The sequence below is a fragment of the Bradyrhizobium cosmicum genome (genome assembly GCF_007290395.2).
GTDB lineage: Bacteria > Pseudomonadota > Alphaproteobacteria > Rhizobiales > Xanthobacteraceae > Bradyrhizobium > Bradyrhizobium cosmicum.
The window spans coordinates 5,400,224-5,419,280 of record NZ_CP041656.2; the positions used below are offsets into that span (position 1 = coordinate 5,400,224).

Consider the following 19,057-nt stretch of genomic DNA (forward strand, 5'->3'; position numbering starts at 1 on the left):
TCCATCAAACTTCGACGCGCTTGATCGCGAGCGACTTCAGATAAGCCGCCGGATTTTCGGGATCGAACACCTTGCCATCGAAGAAGGTCTCCTTGCCGCGCGAGGTGGAGGTCGGGATCTCGGCCGCCGCGACGCCGAGCGTCTTGGCAGCATCACGCCACATGTCTTCGCGGTTGACCTTGCCGATCAGCGCCTTGGTGTCGAAATTCGCCTCGTATTTGCCCCAGCGAATATCCTCGGTGAGGAACCAGAGATCGTGGCTCTGGAACGGGTAGGAGGCGAAGTCGCGCCAGTACTTCATGATGTGCGGCGAGTTCTCGACCACCTTGCCGGGAATTCCGTAGTCGAACTTGCCGGCGGAGCGGTCGAGCACGTCTTCAACCGGGCAGTTCATCCACTGCCGCTTGCCCATGGTCGCGGCAAGCTCGGCCTTGTTCTCGGCCTTGTCGGACCATTGCTGCGCTTCCATCACCGCCATCAGCAGCGCCTTGGAGGCTTTCGGATATTTGTCGACGAAGGCCGCGCGCATGCCGAAGGATTTCTCCGGGTGCTTGTTCCAGAGCTCACCTGTCGTGATGGCGGTGTAGCCGATCTTCTGGTGGATCAACTGCAGATTCCAGGGCTCGCCGACGCAGAAGCAATCCATGGTGCCGACCTTCATGTTGGCCACCATCTGCGGCGGCGGCACAACGATGGTCTCGATGTCCTTGTCGGGATCGATGCCGCCGGCGGCGAGCCAGTAGCGAATCCAGAGATCGTGGGTGCCGCCGGGGAAGGTCATGGCGGCCTTCACCGCCTTGCCGGAGGCCTTCTTCTTCTCCAGCGCCGCCTTGAACGGCGTGGCATCGACACCGAGCTTGAGGTCGGCATATTCGTTGGCCACCGAGATGCACTGGCTGTCGAGATTGAGACGCGCCAGGATGTACATCGGCGTCGGCTGGTTGTTCTGCGTCACCTTGCCGGCCGAGATCAGATACGGCATCGGGGTGAGGATGTGCGCGCCGTCGATGCCGTTGCCTTCGGAGCCGAGCACGAGGTTGTCGCGCGTGGTGCCCCAGGAGGCCTGCTTCTGCACGTCGACGTCGGGCATGCCGTATTTTGCGAACAGGCCCTTGTCCTTGGCGACGAACAACGGACCGGCATCGCTGAGCGCGATGAAGCCGAGCTTGGCACCCTTGACCTCGGGGCCTGAATCCTGCGCGAACGCGCCGGCTGGGAAATTCAGCTTGGCGGCAGCGAGAAGGGCGGCGGTGCCGCTGGCGGCTTTCAACAATTGACGGCGGCTCAGGCCAGTATCCGAAGGCCGGCGAATGCGCTTGGTCATGGGCGGTGTCGTCCTTTGCGTCGTTGCGAATGATTGTGTCAGTACGCACGAGCAGCCCGGTCCGTCCGTGGCGCCCGAAAAAGGCGCATGCGAACGCGCGACGGGGGAACCCCCGCCTGGTGGCGTCAGCAAATTCGGATGAGAAGTCTCGCGGGACGGCTTCAGTGGCGTCAGCTTGGAACCATTCAAGCTTCGTGCCAAGCGTGGTGCATCTGAAAACGTCAAATTTTCAATGCGTTACCTGTACCACGCCAGACGGCCTCAGGCCTTTTCCGCACGCGAAATTTGCGGATTGCTCACTTCTTGTGCGACGCACAAATTTTATGCAACCGCCTAACCAAAAGGCCGCGGAGTCCGTCAAAGCGAGATGCTGGCCGGCACCATCCAATTGAAATTGCTATCATTTTTAAGCGCGCCGCATCGGCACGCGACTTGCATTTCCTTATGGCGTCAACGAAGACTGCGGCTTGCCGCAATGTTGCAGCCTCTGGCGGCTGCAGCCCGGAAGCTCAACTGCTTCGCGGCCCCCTCCGGCTCTTCGTCGTGACGCGATTCCCAAGGCTTCCAGACCTCCCATAGCCCTCGTGCGCGGCAATCAGCCCGCACGGCCCATCACGTTCAGCGCGCTCTCTCGAGGGGCGTGTCGGTCTCACTCACGAAGCAAAAGGAACCATTGATGTCGTATCTCGCGCCTTCGGAATTCGTCACCAAGATGGTGGATGCAGGCGAGTCCAAGATCTTCATGTCCACCCGGGATACCATCATCCGGGCCTATATGGCCGGCGCCATCCTCGCGCTGGCCGCCTGGTTCGCCGTCACCATCAACGTCAACACCGGCCAGCCGCTGGTCGGCGCGCTGCTGTTTCCGGTCGGGTTCGTCATGCTCTATCTCCTGGGCTTCGATCTTCTGACCGGCGTGTTCGTGCTCTCGCCGCTCGCCCTGATCGACAAGCGCCCCGGCGTTACCCTCGGCGGCGTGCTGCGCAACTGGGGCCTCGTCTTCGTCGGCAACTTCGCCGGAGCCTTCACCGTCGCCTTGATGATGGCCTTCGTCACGACGTTCGGCTTCACGCAGGATCCCGACAAGGTCGGGGCAGCGATCGGCAACATCGGCGAAGGCCGAACGCTCGGCTATGCCGCGCATGGTGCCGCCGGCATGGCGACCCTGTTCATGCGCGGCATGCTCTGCAACTGGATGGTCTCGACCGGCGTCGTCGGCGCCATGATCTCGACCTCGGTCCCCGGCAAGGTGATCGCGATGTGGATGCCGATCCTGGTGTTCTTCTACATGGTGTTCGAGCATTCGGTGGTGAACATGTTCCTGTTCCCGTCGGGCCTGATGCTGCACGCGAAATTCTCGATCATGGATTACCTGATCTGGAACGAGATCCCGACCGTGCTCGGCAACCTCGTGGGCGGCCTCGCCTTCACCGGATTGACCCTCTATGCCACGCACGTCATGACCCAGCCGAAGCGCCAGGCCGGCAAGACCGCGCCGCCCCGCGTCGCGGCCTGATCGAATCCGTCTCGACAGGGGAGCCTCGCCCGCCCAGGGTGAGGCTCCCCTTCCCTGGTGATGACCATGACTCGCGGACTCCAGATCTCGGTCGGCCAGCACTCCGACAAGGGCCGCAAGCCTGTCAACCAGGATTTCCACGGCGTCCTGATTCCGGCGGAGCCACAGCTCAGCCTGAAGGGCATCGCGGCCGTTCTGGCCGACGGCATCTCGAGCAGCACGGTGAGCCAGATCGCCAGCGAGTCCGCGGTCAAGAGCTTCCTGATGGACTATTACTGCACGTCGGAATCCTGGACGGTGAAGACCTCCGCCCGCCGCGTGCTTGACGCGACCAATTCCTGGCTCCATGCGCAGACGCGCAAGAGCCAATATGCCTACGACCGCGACAAGGGCTACGTCTGCACGCTCAGCGCCATGGTCATCAAGGCGACCACTGCGCACATCTTCCATGTCGGCGACTGCCGCATCTACCGCGTCGCCGGCAAGGCGCTCGAGCAGCTGACCGAGGATCACCGCATCATCGTGTCGTCGGAGCAGACCTATCTCGGCCGCGCGCTCGGCATCAATCCGCAGCTCGAGATCGACTACCAGACGGTCGAGATCGAGGCCGGCGACACCTTCCTGCTCGCCACCGACGGCGCCTACGAATTCGTCGACCATCGCTTCATCATCAGCGCCATCAACGAACGCGCAGCCGAGCTTGACGGCGCGGCCAAGGCGATCGTCGAAGAGGCCTACCGGCGCGGCAGCGACGACAACATCACGGTGCAGATCCTCCGCGTCGATGCGGTGCCGCAGCGCGAGCCGGCAGGTATCTTCAATCAGACCGCCGAACTGCCGCTGCCTCCCTTGCCGGAGCCGCGCGCGATCTTCGACGGCTACGGGATCATCAGGGAGATCCACGCCAGCAGCCGCAGCCACATCTATCTCGCCGTCGATACGGAGACCGACGCGCCGGTCGCGCTCAAGCTGCCGTCGATCGATCTGCGTGACAATGCCGCCTATCTCAAGCGCTTCCTGATGGAGGAATGGATCGCGCGCCGGATCGACAGCCCGCACGTGCTCAAACCGCTGTCACAGTCGCGGCGGCGCGGTTACCTCTACGTCGCGACCGAATTCATCGAAGGACAGACGTTGCGGCAGTGGATGACGGACAATCCCCGGCCCGACCTCGAAACCGTCCGTGGACTGATCGAGCAGATCGCCGCGGGCCTACGCGCCTTCCACCGCATGGAGATGCTGCATCAGGATCTGCGGCCCGACAACATCATGATCGACAAGACCGGCACCGCGAAGATCATCGACTTTGGATCGGTCCGGGTCGCCGGCGTCACCGAGGCCGCGCCGCAGGACGAGTCCGGCGACATCCTGGGGACCGTCCAATACACGGCGCCGGAGTATTTTCTTGGGCAAGGCGGCTCGCCGCGCTCCGACATGTTTTCGCTGGCGGTGATTTGCTACCAGATGCTCACGGGCAGGCTTCCCTACGGCGCCCAGATCGCAAAGATCCGGCGCAAGGCGGACGTGCGGAGGCTGCAGTACCGCCCGGCCGATGACGACCGCAACGTGCCCGCCTGGGTCGATGGCGCGCTCCGGCGCGCGCTGCATCCCGATCCCTACAAGCGGCACGAGGATCTGTCCGAATTCGTCTTCGAGCTTCGCTCCCCCAATCCGGCCTATCTCGACACGCGGATCACGCCGCTCCTGGAGCGCAGCCCGCTGATGTTCTGGAAGCTGACCTCGGCGGCGCTCGCCGGCGCGGTGGTCGTGCTGCTGGCGCTGCTGCATGCACGTTAGAGGATGAACTCGTGAGGTGCAGACGGCAGTTGCTGGTGGCCAAGCGGGCATATACGGCCGGTCAGAACAAAGCAGCGCGCCAAGAACTGTTCTGACTTCTTGCGGCGGCGATCGACGGGGAATGGGCGGCGGGGAAACCCGCAGCCAGCGTCTTCAGTCAGATTTGGTGCCAAACTTCGCAACCCTGCGGGCGTGCTCCCATAGCTCGACATCACTAAAGTCCGTCAGTTGCTCAGCGCGTGTCTTTGCCGCGTCATCGTCGACACACTCAAGGTTGACGGCTTTAATGTGGTGGCCGTCTCGGGAGATAAGGTAGGCTTTATAGTGTGACATATCCGATGCTCCTTGATGGGCGGGAGCATGCAGCACTCTCTGTCACCGATAGCAGCCAACAATGGACGGTGATGGGACCAAGGTGCTCTAGCTTTATGTTCAGAACGCGACCCAACAATGTTGCAATCGACAATCGGCGCCCAGCAGGCTTCTCCAATATCGATCCAGGATAGTCGGCGATATCGCGACGGCTCATTGGGAGTCTCGATACTCCCGCCACACGCAAACGCAGGTTCCATTTCGATCAAGAAAGCCGAAAACTGGATCAGAACGGCCCTGATCAGACGTTTGGCCAGTCGTGCGGTCTCTCATCCTTAGCTTTTTCCTCGTCCAGGAGTCGTAACAGCGTTTGGTGCCGTGCTTCGTCGCGGGATGGGTCACCCTCACTGACGGCGATCAGCTTCTGATAACGTCTGATGTTTTCGTGATTGATGTAGTTTTGCATTGCGCCCTCCGACGGCCGGGTAGCGTGGTGCGCTGACACGAACACTAGCTACCCATTGCGCAATCGGCGCAAGGCCTATGTTGGGCGAAAGAGAAATGCCTCAACGGCACTGCCCTTCCGATGAGCGATGACCCTCGATCCGGCCTCACGCCGGCTCCGCCGCCTTCGTCCCAAGCGGTTTCGGCGCCATGCCACCACCCGGCTTGAGGTGGAATTCATAGGTCATCAAATGCCACGGACCGTTCGCCTTGGTGCCGTCGGGCATCGCCGGATCGTTGCGCGGCTCGATCTTGGCGATGAGGTCGTCCTTGACGCCGAACACGACGTCGGAATCGAGATATTTGTCGCCGTCCATGAAGACGTGGGTGATCAGCGGCTCGTAGCCCTTTGCGTTGACCAGGAAGTGCACATGCGCGGGGCGCATCGGATGCCGTTTGGTCTGCACGATCATCTCGCCGACCGGGCCATCGGTCGGGATCGGATAGCTGCACGGCAGAATGGTGCGGAAGAAGAAGCGGCCGTCGCTGTCCGTGATGAAGCGCGCCCGCGCCGAGGCGCCGACCTCGTCGTAGTTCGGCTTTTGTGAATCGTAGAAGCCGTCATCATCGGCATGCCAGACGTCGACGGGGACACCGGCGAGCGGCTTGCCCTTGAGGTCGGTGACGCGGCTCTGCACGAACATCCGATCGCCGGTCTGGTTGTTCGGCGAGATATCGGTGCCGTGTGCCGTGACCTTGTGCTCGCCGACATAGAACGGGCCGAGCACCGTGGTCTGCGTGGCGCCCTCGCGGTCGCGGTGGTTGACCGCGTCGACCAGCATGGAGACACCGAGCACATCCGACAGCAGGATGAATTCCTGGCGGGTATCGGTGCATTTGTGGCCGGTGCGAGTCAGGAAATCGATGGCGTATTCCCATTCCTCGAAGGTGAGACCGGTCTTGCTCACGTAATCGTGCAGCGACTTCACCAATTCCTGGAGCAGGAATTTGGCCCGCGGGTCCGGGGTGTTGTCGAAGCTCTGGACGACGGCTTCGGTGAGTTCGGTCTCGTTGAACTGGGTCATATGCGTTTGCCCTCGCGTTTTTCTCGTTGGCCCGGATGGGCTCCCTAAGGCGTTCCGGGCGGGAGCCTACACCAGTCGGCGGGTCCGCGTTAAGCGCAACCGGCTTGGAATGCGGCCGCCATTTCGGTATCAACTTTCCGGCAAAACGCCCCGGAGGAAACTGATGCTCGCCCCTACCCCCGCCTCGCCCGAATCCGTGGGCATGTCCAAGGCCGCGCTCGAGCGCGTCGATGCGCATCTGAAGAACCGGTACATCGATGCCGGCCGTTTTCCGGGCACGCATCTGCTGGTCTATCGCCGCGGCAAGATCGCCCACAGCTCGGTACAGGGCTATGCGGACATCGAGCGCAAGGCGCCGGTCAAGGACGACACCATCTACCGCATCTATTCCATGACCAAGCCGCTCACCAGCGTCGCCTTCATGATGCTGGTCGAGCAAGGCCTCGTCGCGATCGACGAGCCGGTCGCCAAGTACATTCCGGAATGGAAGGATCTCGGCGTGTTCGTCGCCGGCACCGCGCCGGCCTTCCTGACTCGGCCGCCGACCCGGCCGATGCTGATCGTCGATCTGCTCCGCCACACCTCCGGGCTGACTTACGGTTTCCAGCAGCGCTCCAACGTTGATGCGGCCTATCGCGCCGAGAAGATCGGCGAGGTCGAGAAGTCCGGCACGCTCCAGACCATGATCGAGAGCCTTGCGAAAATCCCGCTGGAGTTCTCGCCGGGCGAAGCCTGGAACTACTCGGTCTCGACCGACGTGCTCGGCTATCTCGTCGGCAAGATTTCGGGCATGCCGTTCGAACAGTTTCTCAAGGCACGAATTCTCGATCCGCTCGGCATGACCGACACCGATTTCCACGTGCCGGCCTCCAAGGCGCACCGTCTCGCGGCCTGCTATTCCGCCGATCCGAGTGGCGGCATGACCTTCCACGCAGGCCAGCGCCGCGAGGGTCTGACGCTGCAGGACGACCCGACCAAGAGCTCGTTCCTCATCCCGCCCTCGCTCATCTCCGGAGGCGGCGGGCTGTGCTCGACGATGGCCGACTATCTCACCTTTTGCCGTGCATTGCTCAATGGCGGCGAGCTCGGCGGCGTCAGGTTGCTCGGCCCGAAGACGCTGGCGTTGATGACCAGCAACCACATTCCGGGCGGGCGTTCGCTGCCGGAAGTCTCGCGCTCGATGTTCGCCGAGGCCGCCTATAACGGCATCGGCTTCGGTCTCGGCTTCGCCGTGACCATGCGCCCGGCGGAGACGCTGGTCGCCGGCAGCCCCGGCGAATACAATTGGGGCGGCGCGGCCACGACCTCGTTCTGGATCGATCCAGCCGAGGAACTCGTGACCATCTTCATGACGCAGGTGCTGCCGTCGAGCGCCTATCCCATCCGGCGCGAGCTGCGCAGCATGGTCTACGCCGCCATCACCGAGAGCAATCTGTAGGAACGCTCGTGTCACGGGGCCCCGCGAAGAATCGCGGGGCCCCGTTGTTTTCTGCTCAGTGAAGATGGCCAATCAGATAGACGCCACCGCCGATCACGAGCACGGCTGGCACCGCCCACAAAATCAGAATTGGCATTTGTCGTCCTCCTCAGTTTGACGTGCAGACCTTGACGGTCTTCATGCCGCTCTCGGCCTCGGTACGCGACTTGTAGACCGTGCCCGACGGGCTCACGACGGTCATGGTCGTCTCCGTCGGCTTCTTGTCGACGATTGTGCATTTCTTCGTCTTGACGTCCTGGACGACGTAGAACTCGTCGGCCGCGAACGCGGGCAGGGAAAACACAGCAATCATCAGCGCGGCAGTTGCCATCTTCAGCTTCATTTTTGCTCTCCTCCATTGCCAGGCGTTGCTGCCTGGTCGATTCACAAACGGGAAAAAGCGGCAATTTGTTCCAGAGCGAGGGAACGCCGTCTGCAGTGGACGGTTGAGCCGCACTTATTCCAGTGAGGAGAACAAGATGAACAAGCTATATCTGCTTTCCGCCGTGGTGGTGATGATCTCGACTGGCGCGGTCGCGCAGTCCACCGTGGTGACCACCACCGGAACCGGTCACACGGCCGTCGTTCAGATCGAGCCGGAATACCGGACCAGGATCAAATCCTACGTCACCGAGCACCGCGTACGTCCCATCGTGAAGAACGAGAAGATCATTGTCGGCGCGACGGTTCCAGGCGACGTCGAGCTCGAAGCCGTTCCATCGGACTGGGGTCCGTCCCTGACGAAATATCGCTACGTCTACGCCGGCGAGCGCGTGATGCTGGTGGATCCCGCCACGCGGACGGTCGTTCAGGAAATCGATTGATCAAGATGTATGGACGGCGGTCGCCTTAAGGCGGCCGCCACCCGGGAGGCGACCATGACATCGCATCGAGAGGCCCGGATCGCCGGTCTCAGCTTGGCGGCCGTTTACGCCGTGTGCCTGTTGCTGACCGCGATCGGCATGAGCTGAGGCGCGGACGCCGGCGACCGCGCTGCAAAATCCTTTTCTGAACTGCTCTCCAAAATGCGAAAATTATAGCGCCGCGCAAATCATGCCCGTATGGTCGGGCAAAATCATAATCCAGCGCGGATGCGCTGGAACCGGGACGTTCACGTTTGCCGAAATTCACCCTGCCGGTCCGACTCGCTCTTCTGGTCGCGGGAACGACGCTGCCGCTGATCGTGTTCGCGGTCGGCCTCGCCTACGCCAACTACCGCCAGGATCGCACCGACGCCACGCGCCGGGTGCTGGAGACTGTCCGCAGCATGCGCCTCGTGCTCGACGCCGAGGTGCAGCGGATGACGGGCGGGTTGCAGGTGCTCGCGCTCAGCGAATCCTTGCGCAGCGGCGACTTCGACCGCTTCCGGCACCTCGCCGCGGGTTTCATCAACCAATATGGCGAAGACAGCATTCTTCTTCTGGCCGACCGGTCGGGGCATCAGCTCTTCTCGACCGTGACACCCGACACGGCGAGCCTGCCGCCACGCAATAATCGCGAGATCGTCGAGCGGGTCTTTGCAAGCAAGGCGCCGCAATATTCCGATCTGTTCGTCGGCTCGACCAAGAAGCGTCCGATCGTGACGGTCGAAGTTCCGGTGCTGCGCGACGGCGAGGTCGCCTACACGCTCTCGTTCAGCCCGCCGCTCGACATCTTCCAGCAACTGGTCGACCGGCAACGTCCCGACGAGCAGTGGACGGTGTCGCTGCTGGACAGCAAGGGCTTCGTGTTCGCACGCGCGCCCAATCCGAGCGAGACGTTCGGCAAGCAGGCGTCTCCCTCGCTGTACAACGCGATGTTTCGCGCGCCCGAGGCCGCATTGTCGACCGTCTCGCTCGAAGGCGTCGCGCTGGCCTCGGCCTACACGCGCTCGCGACTGACCGGCTGGACCGTCGCGGCCGGTGTTGCCGAGAGCTCGCTGATCGCGCCGCTCTGGCGCAACATCGCGATCACCAGCCTGATCGGCGGCGTGCTGCTGCTGATCGGCCTCACCTTTGCGGTCAGGATGGCGACCACGATCGCGCGCGGCGACATGCTGCACAATCTGCTGATCGAGGAGCTCAACCATCGCGTCAAGAACACCCTGGCGCTGATGCAGGCGATCGCGGTGCAGACCTTCCGCAGCGCCAGCCGCGACGAGCGGATCAAGTTCGAGGGCCGCCTCGGCGCACTCGCCGAGGCGCACAATCTCCTCAGCCAGGAGAAATGGCAGGGCTCCGATCTGAAGGACGTGATCGCGCGGGTGCTCCATCCGTTCCTGCTCTCCGGCCCCGAACGTATCCGCATGACAGGCCCCACGGTGCCGCTGTCACCGAGGCTCGCTGTCGTGCTGTCGATGATCGTGCACGAGATCGCCACCAACGCCGCGAAATATGGCGCGCTCTCCAACGAGACCGGCCGGGTCACGCTGGAATGGGAGGTCATCGGGGACACGCCAAAACCGCGGCTGCGGCTGATCTGGACCGAGACCGGCGGCCCGCCAGTGACGGCTCCGGTACAGCGAGGCTTCGGCTCCCGCCTGATCGAGCGCAGCGCGCGCGACCAGCTCGGCGGCGAGGCGACGGTGGATTTTCTGCCGCGCGGCGTGGTCTGCACGGTCATCTGCGCGCTCGACGAGGCGCGGTGAACGGGGACATCGGCGAGGAACTCGTGGCGTCGGCGAGGGCGCGCCGGTGCAATATTTCGCGATCACCGGGACGCTGCAGCCAAACACGGGCTGGGCCAATTCGCGGCCCAGCCTCATTTGTGCAGCCGGCAGATCGTCAAGCAACTAGACGGTCGAGATGCCATCGATCGGGCTGATGTCTCCGACAAAGCGCAGCAGGTCGGCCATGGTGAACTCACCTGGCACTTGCGAAGGCAGCGTTGGCTTCCAGCTCTTGCCCTTGAGCCAGAGGTACGACTGGTGATCGCCGTGGACGAGACCGACGAAGACCTCGGCAAGAAGCGTCGCCCCTACCGGTCCGAGCTTTTCGCCGCCGCCCCGCTGCTCCGCCTCCTTGAGGATGTAGTACCAGAGCGGGGTGTGCTCGTGCAGACCATGCTTCTTCGCCACCGCTCCGTCGGTCCCCTTCGATATCTCGGCCGGCGTCAGCGGATTCTTGATCTTCATGGCCTTCGCCACGTCCTGCCCGGACGGCAATCCCAATATTACACCGCGCTTGAGATTGCGGAACGGCAGGCTGCTGCCGTCACCAGGCAGAGTGTGGAGCTGCGGCACGACAAACGGGTCGATCTTGCGCGACGGGTTGAACGCGACTCCCGGCGGATTGGACGGCAGGATCTCATGGAAGCGGCGCCAGTCGATGATCCAGTTGCTTGAAAGCACCGGAAGCGGGAGCGGCGGCTGGATCGGATTAGGCGCGAGATCTCCGATGATGCCTCCCGAAAGCCCGGTGAACTGGAACAGCAGGTCGAGGGTCCCAGGAACGACGCCGCCCGGCGTGAAGATCCTGTTGTGGCTGTAGACCTCGCGAACCATGCTGTGGCCGAGACGATAGACCGCGGCGGAGAACTCGACCGGCATGTACGGGATCTTCTTGAAGCGGTAGAAGCGCCGACCCTGTTCGAGGATCTTCGCCACCAGTCCTTTCTCGGTGATCCGCTCCACAAAATCGTGCAGGACCATCCACTGGTAGTGCCAAGTCACGATCCGGCGCGCTTCTTCGAATATCTCGCCGGGCGGCTTGCCCGACGCAGCGAGCTGATCGCAGACCTTGTTGTGAAATTTGAGCATCGCAACGTGAGTTTGCGCGACCAGCAGATTCTCGTCATTGCGATGATCCCCGATCAAGGCGAACCCCTCGGGACTGCGCGGAAGATCGTTGCGGTGATCTCCCGTGACGTTGCCGAGCGGAACGTTGACCGTCTTGCCGATCAGCAGTTTGGGGCCCGGGGTCTTGCCGTTGTCGCCAGCGGAATTGCGCGCGTACAAGTGGCGGCTTCCGTCTGGACCCAGACCATAGATGCTGTCGAGATCGAGCGCCGGCGTGCGAAAGTTCTGCACGGCCATCGGGTCGGCTTCCTTGTCGCCAAAGGAAGTCAGATCCAGGGTGATGTCATGATCGACGAACTGCCCGAGATAAGTGAACCCGGCGGGCACTTTGGTATTGTTTCCAGCCGCGTCGCCCGGAGCGGGGTCCTTCATCGCGTTGGCGAGATCATGAAGCGGACCGTCGTCGACGGCCAGCGGTTCGAGTGTCGGAAACATCCGACCGAACATGCCGGGATCGTCGTGTCCTGAAAGCGTATCGAGAAATTGTCGCGTCGGCTGACGTCCGGCTTTGCCATGACCGGGCTGAACGTTTACGTCGGTTCCCATCGCTTGCTCCTGCGCAAAATGCTGTAAGGGAGAGGGGCGCCGAGTTTGTCGATCGGTGTAAAATTCTCGCTTCAGTATACGTTTTTGAAAATTGCCCCTCTGGGTGCAGTAGGACGAAATATTACCTCAGATTGCATCTGAAGTGTGTCCGAAAGGGCGAGGCGTTTTGCCCCACCCGACCTGTGCGATAGATCACTAGCGCTTCGCGGCGAACCGCGCCCAAATCTCGGCGTCCGTGTAGAAGTCGATGCCGCCGTCCAGATCCCTCACGAGCCACTCGCCGAGATAGACAATCTGCGTGCCGCTGCGGCGCTCGTGCCGAAGCTCGAATTTTCCCTCGGCATCCTTCTGAAGCGAGCAGGTTGACTGGACCCAGCTCGGCCACTCCTGCAACGGTTGCCCCACGAATTGCCAGGCAACCAGAGCCGCGTTGTTCGACAAGGGTTCTAGGAACAGTGTCTTTGTCACGAGATCTCCACCACGCGGTTGTGCTGCTGCAACGTCTCGGGATCGGAAAAGTTTGGTATTTTGATTCTGCAGAGGAGCATGACCGGAGATCCGGAACGGTTTCTTTCAGGTTCCATCCGTGAAAACCCGGTTCCCATCGACGGGACCGCTGCGCCCTATCCGATCGTCTGCAGTGCCGGGAACGTCTCCAGCAGCCAGATGCTCACATTCGAGACTGCACCGGTGAGGAAGCCGATGCCGGTGATCACCATCAACACGCCCATGGCGCGCTCGACGTTGACGAGATGGCCTTTCATGCGCGCGAACAGGGTCGAGAATTGCTCGATCATCAGCGCTGCGATCAGGAAGGGAATGCCGAGGCCGGCCGAATAGACCGCGAGCAACCCTGCGCCCTTGGTCACTGTCGCTTCGGCCGCAGCGATCGAAAGGATCGCCGCGAGGATCGGGCCGATGCACGGCGTCCAGCCGAAGGCGAAGGCCAGCCCCATGAGATAGGCGCCCCAGAGGCCGACGGGCTTGGGGATCGGCAGCCGCCCCTCGCGCATCAGCAGGCCGATCCGCGTCAGTCCGAGGAAATGCAGTCCCATGACCATGATGACGATGCCGGCAAGGATCGACAGCTCGGCCGACCAGGCGCGGATCAATCCGCCGACCAACGAAGCGCTGGCGCCGAGCGCCACGAACACCGTTGAAAAGCCCAGCACGAACAAGAGCGCCGACATCATGATGGCGCGCTTGGAGGCCGAGGCCGGCTCATCGCTCTCGACATGCTCGATCGTCGCGCCCGTCAGATAGATCAGATAGGGCGGAACGAGAGGCAGGACGCAGGGGGAGAGGAAGCTGACGAGGCCGGCAATCAGCGCCGCCGGGATCGAAACATTTTGCATGATGCAGTCGGAGCCATCTCAGGCCCTCTGGCCGCACACGGGGGAGTGCGCGCACACCGGAGCCGAACCGGCACTGGTGTAGCCGATGCCGGAAAATGCGCAACAGAGGCGCACAAAACCAGGGCTCCTCCCGATGCCATCTGCGATCACAGATACGGCACCGGGACGCGCACAAATCTCGCCAAAAAGCGAGATTCGGCGGCGCGGCTACTTCACCACGCGGAGCAGCGGACGCCGGGGCTGGTCCTGCGTCTGCTTGGAGGGGGACTGCGGATCGCTGGCAGCGCTCCGCAGCATTTCGTCGCACAGCGCCTTGAGATCGGCACCGTCAATTCCCTTGAGCTTCATCCGCACGTCGAGAATGACGACGGACAGCAATTCGGCCGACTCACGGCTGTTGATCTCGTTGAGGACCTTGCGGCACTCCTCAAGCGTTTCCAGCACCGACTGCAACTGTTCGTCTGAATGCGACACCGGCGTTCTTTCCGTTAGTTCGGCCTGCGAGATATAGTCGTGGCGATCCCCTCGGCCCCCGTGGAGCAGTAAGGATAGCATGAGGCGTCTGCGCCTCCGAACATGATTTCGAAGTGCTTCTGCGCACTTCCAGCTGACATTCCCGCGCTGCGCGGTTTGCCATCGTCGTGAGTGTCAGGGGAAGAACGCCCGGAGATATGCGATTCATCCATCGCGCAATTCCGAAGCACTCGGGCGAGGACGCCCGTCATAGACGACGCCGACAATCCCGTAGCCATTTCAAGGCTCGCAACGGAACTCACGCGACACCCCTCACCCGGACGATAGCTTGCCCGATTCCCAGCAATTGGTAGCATCCAGATACCGCCAACGAGGTAGTAAAGATGGCGTTCAAAACTCGCCGGCCCCCAACCCGTCGTGGTTGTGGTTTGCCCCAGATTCTGCCAGTTTAGCGACCCAAAGGGACTTGTATGCACTCCTTGGCGGAAAGGGGCGTTCCACTGGAGGAACGCCCAAAGATCAATATCAGCGGCCTCTCTGATTGGGATGCGGCTCGCATTTTCTTGGAAGTCGTTCGATGCGGCAGTTTCCGCTCGGCGGCCGAGCGCCTGTCTCTATCGATCAACGCCGTCCGCCGCCGGATCGACGATTTCGAGCGCCAGACCGGTACCACCCTGTTCACCCGCGACGTCCATGGCACCCATCTGACCGATGAGGGCGCGCTGGTGGTGTCAGCCGTGGAACGCATGGAGGCCGCGGCCTTCGACGTCCTGCGCGCCAGCGATTCGACGGCCAATGCCCTGTCCGGCGAGGTCCGCGTCGCCGTGACCGAGGGACTGGGTACGTTCTGGCTCGCCCCGCGGCTGGTCGAATTCCAGCAGGCCTATCCGAAAATCCTGGTCGACCTGCATTGCGCGATGCGCTCGGCCGACGTCTCGCGCCACGAGGCCGACGTCGCCATCCACCTGTCGCGGCCTTCGGCGCTCGACGTCAAGCTGGTGCGGCTCGGCCGCATGCATCTGATGTTCTGGGCCTCCAGGAGTTACGTCGAGAAATATGGCGCGCCGCGCTCCGCGGCGGAGTTGATCAAGCACCGCCTGGTGCTGCAATTCGCCGACCAGATCGCCGCCAAGGAAACCTTCGAGAGCTTCTTCCCGGGCGTACCGGAACGTGACCTTCTGGTCATGAAGACCAACGTCTCAAGCGCCAACTACTGGGCTGTCGCGAATGGAGCCGGCATCGGCGTATTCCCGAGCTATGCCATTGCGCTTGGCGGGAAGTTGATTCCACTGGAGGTCGAGCTGAACCGACCGCTGGATATCTGGTTGTCCTACCATCCTGGTAGCGGCCGGATTCCGCGCGTGCGGCACATGATTGACTGGCTGATCGATGCTTTCAATCCGGCGCGCTTCCCGTGGTTTAAGGAAGAATTCGTGCACCCGCACGAATTCAAGGACTCCTATATGGGCGAACCCCTGACCCAGCTCTTCGGGGGGTTTTCAACCGAAGAACGATGAGAAAAAGTATGAAGACAGCGGCGAAAAGAATGAAGCAGCGCAGTGCCGGCAAGCCGGACATTGAGCTTGGCAAGCGGATCCGTCTGCGGCGCGTCGAGATGAAGATCTCGCAGGCTGAGCTCGGCGAAAAGCTCGGCGTCAGTTTCCAGCAGGTCCAGAAATACGAGAAGGGCGTCAATCGCGTCGGCGCGGCTCGGCTTCAGCAGATCGCCACCGCCCTCGATGTGCCCGTGACCTTCTTCTATGACGGCGACAACAAGGCGCGCGAAGTCGAGAGCCTGCTGTTCCTCGACTCTGCGTTCAGCCTCCGCCTGCTGCGCGCCTACAGCAAGATCAAGGATCAGACGGTGCAGCGTCAGCTCGTCTCGCTGATGGAATCGATCGCGGCGAACGAAGCCTGATCGATCGACGGCCTGGCCTCCAAGAGCTATGTTGAAGGCTGAAGTCAAAGGCCGATGTTCAATCCACCGCGTCACGGGGACGCGGCCGGATTGAACGAGGCTGCCGGATCAGATTTGAGCCTGCGCGCCATCGGCGCGCGGCATCGGCTTTTCAGGGCGGCTTGGCCGCCCTTTCTCTTGGCCGCCTGCCGGCCATTCGACGCGGAGGTAACCGCGGCATGCAATCGCGGCACAAGCTGATGCCAAGCCCCTCGCCTTGCCACGGTTGACCCCGCGCGCGACCTGACAGCACATTGCGCCCGGCCTTTGACCAGCGAGCGCGCGATGTCCGACATTTTCAGCACGACCGAAACACAATATGCCGACGGCAAGATCCTCAAGCATGCGGCCAGCGGCGTCGGTGTGATCACCTTCAACAATCCCGACAAGCGCAATGCGATGTCGCTGGAAATGTGGGAGGGATTTGGCGAGGCGCTGACGGCCTTACGCGATGACGATTCAGTGCGCGTCGTGATCCTGCGCGGCGCCGGCGGCAAGGCGTTCGTCTCGGGCGCCGACATCAGCCAGTTCGAGAAGACCCGCCACAACGCGGCGGCCTCCGAAGAATATGCCAAGCGCAGCGCCGCCCAGCGCGCGCTGCTCGCCGACTACCCGAAGCCGACGATTGCCTGCATCCAGGGCTTCTGTCTCGGCGGCGGCATGCAGGTCGCGATGCTCACCGACATCCGCATCGCTTCACACGACAGCCAGTTCGGCATTCCCGCGGCTAGGCTCGGCATTGCTTACGGCTATGACGGCCTGAAGCATCTGGTGTCGCTGGTCGGCCCATCCTGGGCGCGGCTCTTGATGTACACGGGCATGCGCATCGACGCGACGGAAGCGCTGCGCATTGGTTTGGTCGAACGCCTGATCCCGGAAGATCAGCTCATGGGCGAGACCATGGCGATCGCAGAGACGATCTCGCAAAACGCCCCGCTCGCGATCAAGGCCGCCAAGATCACCATCGCGCAGGTGCTGAAGGACGAAAGCGGGCGCGACATGGAGACGATCAGGGCGATCGGCAATGCCTGCATGGACAGCGCGGATTTCCGCGAGGGCCGCCAGGCCTTCATGGAGAAGCGCAAGCCGCAGTTTACGGGGAAATAGCTTCCAGGCTGCGCCTAGGCAGCAACCCCGCCAGCGGACGTCTTGTCGACGTGAACCTTGGTTTTGGCGTCATAGGCATCTTGCTCCGCCGCTGAAACCTTGCCGTCCTCGTTGGTATCGGCGCTGTCATAGGTCTTACTGCCGCTGCTGGAGCCGCTGCTTGCCCCCGAACTCCCGCTGCTCGACGACGAAGACCCGCTGGATGCTGCACCGCTGTCCGTAGCTGATGCAGTCGAGCTATCCGAGGACGCGCCGCCTCCCGTGCTGGACGCCTGCGCGTCGATCAACACACCCAACACATCGCTGCTGACCTGCACGGACGAACTGGCGCCGGATGAGATCGCGCTGGCTTCCGGTTTCGCACTGGCTGCCGTTCCCGACGATGCATTGCTCGCGCTTTGCGTGGCCGATGTGTCGCTTGCCGTCGCGTTCGTTTTGAGCAGCGAGAGCAGCGCGCTCGCTGTGGTCGAAGAACTAGCTCCAGAGACCGACATTTGTTTCTCCCAGAAACAATCTACATAAATAGAAACAGCCTCTGCCGGCTGCCTCGACCATATAGCGTTCGGAACTTAAATATCAGTGTCGCGCAGCTCTCTGATGCTGATAACCGCGCATGGCCAAGCTCCGGCTGGATCGGCGCTCCCTCGCCCCGTTCTGACGGGGCGAGGTGAAGCAACCGCTGCCGTGCGATTGCTCTCAGAGCGCCCCCAGCACCGCCTTCGTGATATCCGCCGTGCCGTTGCTGCCACCGAACTCCATCGGCTTGATGCCGTCGGCGTAGATCTGATCCACCGCACGCTCGATCTCTTCGCCGGCCTCGGCCGCACTCTCGACGCCATGTTTGTCGGCGAGCCAGTCCAGCATCATCGCAGCCGACAGGATCATGCCGGTCGGATTGGCCTTGCCCTGCCCCATGATATCGGGGGCGGTGCCGTGGCAGGGCTGGAACACGGCGTATTTGTCGCCGATGTCGGCCGACGGCGCCATGCCGAGACCGCCGATCAGGCTCGCGGTGATGTCGGAGACGATGTCGCCGAACATGTTCTCCATCACCATCACGTCGAAATCCCAGGGACGCTTCACCAGCATCGCCGAGCAGGCATCGACATAGAGCCGGTCGGTCTTCACGTCGGGGTGCTTCTTCTCGATCTCGTCGAAGATGCCGCGGAAGAACGCAAAGGCCTTGAACACATTCGCCTTGTCGACGCAGGTCAGCATCCCCGGCTTGCCGCGCGCCTTGCGCCGCTCGGCGAGGCGAAACGAGAACTCGAACAGGCGCTCGGAGGTCTTGCGCGTGATCACGAGCGTCTCGCGTGCGTCCTCGTGGGTGACGACCCCCTTACCCATCGAGGCGAACAGGCCTTCGGTGGATTCGCGGATCACGACGAGATCGATGCCGCGCCGGTCGGCGCCGACGATCGGGCTCGGCGCGCCTGGAATCAGCCGCGCCGGCCGCACGCCGGCGTAGAGATCGAAGATGAAGCGCAGCTCGATCTGCGGCGCGATCTCGGTGTTGTCGGGGTAGCGCACCGACGGCAGGCCGCAGGCCCCGAGCAGGATCGCATCCGCCTCCTCGCACAGCTTGATGGTGCTGTCGGGCATCGACTTGCCGGTCGCGAGGTAATTGTTGGCGCCGGCCGGCGCCTCGGTGAAGCGGAAGCGCAAGTCCGACTTCGCCTCGATCTTGCGCAGCACTTCGATCGCCGGCGCCATGACCTCGGGGCCGATGCCGTCGCCACCGAGCACGGCAATGTGGAAGGCGTTGTTTGCGGACATTGAAGTTTCCTGCGCGTAGGAAGAAGAGGCTGTCATCGCGAGGACCGAAGCGACGAAGCAATCCAGACCGTTTCCGCAGGGGACTTCTGGATTGCTTCGCTTCGCTCGCAAT

18 protein-coding genes are annotated in these 19,057 nt (G+C 62.6%); 8 read left to right on the forward strand and 10 right to left on the reverse strand.

What is annotated here, in order from left to right; genetic code table 11:
• Window positions 1-4 precede the first annotated feature (4 nt).
• Window positions 5-1,324, reverse strand: a complete 1,320-nt coding sequence (locus FNV92_RS25920; protein ID WP_143843987.1) for a CmpA/NrtA family ABC transporter substrate-binding protein — start codon at window positions 1,322-1,324, stop codon at window positions 5-7.
• Between the two features lie 676 nt (window positions 1,325-2,000).
• Between FNV92_RS25920 and FNV92_RS25925 the strand changes: the two genes are divergently transcribed.
• Both FNV92_RS25925 and FNV92_RS25930 read left to right on the forward strand, forming a co-directional pair.
• Window positions 2,001-2,840: a formate/nitrite transporter family protein gene (locus tag FNV92_RS25925; RefSeq protein WP_143843986.1), complete on the forward strand. Its 840-nt coding sequence runs from the start codon at window positions 2,001-2,003 to the stop codon at window positions 2,838-2,840.
• Between the two features lie 60 nt (window positions 2,841-2,900).
• Window positions 2,901-4,637, forward strand: a complete 1,737-nt coding sequence (locus FNV92_RS25930) for a bifunctional protein-serine/threonine kinase/phosphatase (RefSeq protein ID WP_168213563.1) — start codon at window positions 2,901-2,903, stop codon at window positions 4,635-4,637.
• A gap of 613 nt (window positions 4,638-5,250) precedes the next feature.
• Here FNV92_RS25930 and FNV92_RS25935 read toward each other — a convergent pair.
• Together FNV92_RS25935 and FNV92_RS25940 are read right to left on the reverse strand one after the other, a co-directional pair.
• Window positions 5,251-5,415 carry a hypothetical protein gene (locus FNV92_RS25935; RefSeq protein ID WP_168213562.1) on the reverse strand — a complete coding sequence of 55 codons (165 nt, stop codon included), beginning with the start codon at window positions 5,413-5,415 and terminating at the stop codon, window positions 5,251-5,253.
• Between the two features lie 145 nt (window positions 5,416-5,560).
• Window positions 5,561-6,478 (reverse strand): intradiol ring-cleavage dioxygenase, encoded by a 918-nt coding sequence (locus FNV92_RS25940; protein WP_143843984.1) that lies wholly within the window; start codon window positions 6,476-6,478, stop codon window positions 5,561-5,563.
• A 163-nt stretch (window positions 6,479-6,641) separates the two neighbouring features.
• On the opposite strand from FNV92_RS25940, the gene FNV92_RS25945 reads away from it, so the two are divergent.
• Window positions 6,642-7,916, forward strand: a complete 1,275-nt coding sequence (locus FNV92_RS25945) for a serine hydrolase domain-containing protein (protein WP_143843983.1) — start codon at window positions 6,642-6,644, stop codon at window positions 7,914-7,916.
• Between the two features lie 148 nt (window positions 7,917-8,064).
• Here the strand turns inward: FNV92_RS25945 and FNV92_RS25950 are convergent, their stop codons facing one another.
• Entirely contained in the window at window positions 8,065-8,298 is a 234-nt protein-coding gene (locus tag FNV92_RS25950) for a hypothetical protein (RefSeq protein WP_143843982.1), read from the reverse strand.
• Window positions 8,299-8,434: 136 nt separating this feature from the next.
• Here FNV92_RS25950 and FNV92_RS25955 point away from each other — a divergent pair, with 136 nt between their 5' ends.
• Both FNV92_RS25955 and FNV92_RS25960 read left to right on the forward strand, forming a co-directional pair.
• Window positions 8,435-8,779: a DUF1236 domain-containing protein gene (locus FNV92_RS25955; RefSeq protein WP_143843981.1), complete on the forward strand. Its 345-nt coding sequence runs from the start codon at window positions 8,435-8,437 to the stop codon at window positions 8,777-8,779.
• A 293-nt stretch (window positions 8,780-9,072) separates the two neighbouring features.
• Window positions 9,073-10,581: a sensor histidine kinase gene (locus FNV92_RS25960; RefSeq protein WP_143843980.1), complete on the forward strand. Its 1,509-nt coding sequence runs from the start codon at window positions 9,073-9,075 to the stop codon at window positions 10,579-10,581.
• Window positions 10,582-10,725: 144 nt separating this feature from the next.
• Here the strand turns inward: FNV92_RS25960 and FNV92_RS25965 are convergent, their stop codons facing one another.
• The 4 genes from FNV92_RS25965 to FNV92_RS25980 all read right to left on the reverse strand — a co-directional run bounded on the left by FNV92_RS25965 (window position 10,726) and on the right by FNV92_RS25980 (window position 14,105).
• Entirely contained in the window at window positions 10,726-12,276 is a 1,551-nt protein-coding gene (locus FNV92_RS25965; protein ID WP_143843979.1) for a peroxidase family protein, read from the reverse strand.
• A gap of 195 nt (window positions 12,277-12,471) precedes the next feature.
• A complete protein-coding gene (locus FNV92_RS25970) occupies window positions 12,472-12,744 on the reverse strand; it encodes a hypothetical protein (protein WP_015687675.1) in 273 nt (90 codons plus the stop codon).
• Window positions 12,745-12,899: 155 nt separating this feature from the next.
• Window positions 12,900-13,631, reverse strand: a complete 732-nt coding sequence (locus tag FNV92_RS25975; protein ID WP_143843978.1) for a cytochrome c biogenesis CcdA family protein — start codon at window positions 13,629-13,631, stop codon at window positions 12,900-12,902.
• A 207-nt stretch (window positions 13,632-13,838) separates the two neighbouring features.
• On the reverse strand, window positions 13,839-14,105 hold the full coding sequence (locus FNV92_RS25980) for a hypothetical protein (RefSeq protein ID WP_041748462.1): 267 nt from the start codon (window positions 14,103-14,105) through the stop codon (window positions 13,839-13,841).
• A gap of 470 nt (window positions 14,106-14,575) precedes the next feature.
• On the opposite strand from FNV92_RS25980, the gene FNV92_RS25985 reads away from it, so the two are divergent.
• The 3 genes from FNV92_RS25985 (at window position 14,576) to FNV92_RS25995 (ending at window position 17,169) form a co-directional block, all read left to right on the forward strand.
• Window positions 14,576-15,622: a LysR family transcriptional regulator gene (locus tag FNV92_RS25985; protein WP_015687678.1), complete on the forward strand. Its 1,047-nt coding sequence runs from the start codon at window positions 14,576-14,578 to the stop codon at window positions 15,620-15,622.
• A gap of 29 nt (window positions 15,623-15,651) precedes the next feature.
• Window positions 15,652-16,023 carry a helix-turn-helix domain-containing protein gene (locus FNV92_RS25990; protein WP_014497036.1) on the forward strand — a complete coding sequence of 124 codons (372 nt, stop codon included), beginning with the start codon at window positions 15,652-15,654 and terminating at the stop codon, window positions 16,021-16,023.
• 324 nt (window positions 16,024-16,347) lie between these two features.
• The gene (locus FNV92_RS25995; protein ID WP_143843975.1) at window positions 16,348-17,169 is read left to right on the forward strand and encodes an enoyl-CoA hydratase; all 822 of its coding nucleotides are present in this window, start codon (window positions 16,348-16,350) and stop codon (window positions 17,167-17,169) included.
• Between the two features lie 14 nt (window positions 17,170-17,183).
• Here FNV92_RS25995 and FNV92_RS26000 read toward each other — a convergent pair whose 3' ends face one another.
• Entirely contained in the window at window positions 17,184-17,663 is a 480-nt protein-coding gene (locus FNV92_RS26000; RefSeq protein WP_143843974.1) for a hypothetical protein, read from the reverse strand.
• Window positions 17,664-17,865: 202 nt separating this feature from the next.
• Window positions 17,866-18,945 (reverse strand): isocitrate/isopropylmalate dehydrogenase family protein, encoded by a 1,080-nt coding sequence (locus FNV92_RS26005; RefSeq protein WP_143843973.1) that lies wholly within the window; start codon window positions 18,943-18,945, stop codon window positions 17,866-17,868.
• Window positions 18,946-19,057 lie beyond the last annotated feature (112 nt).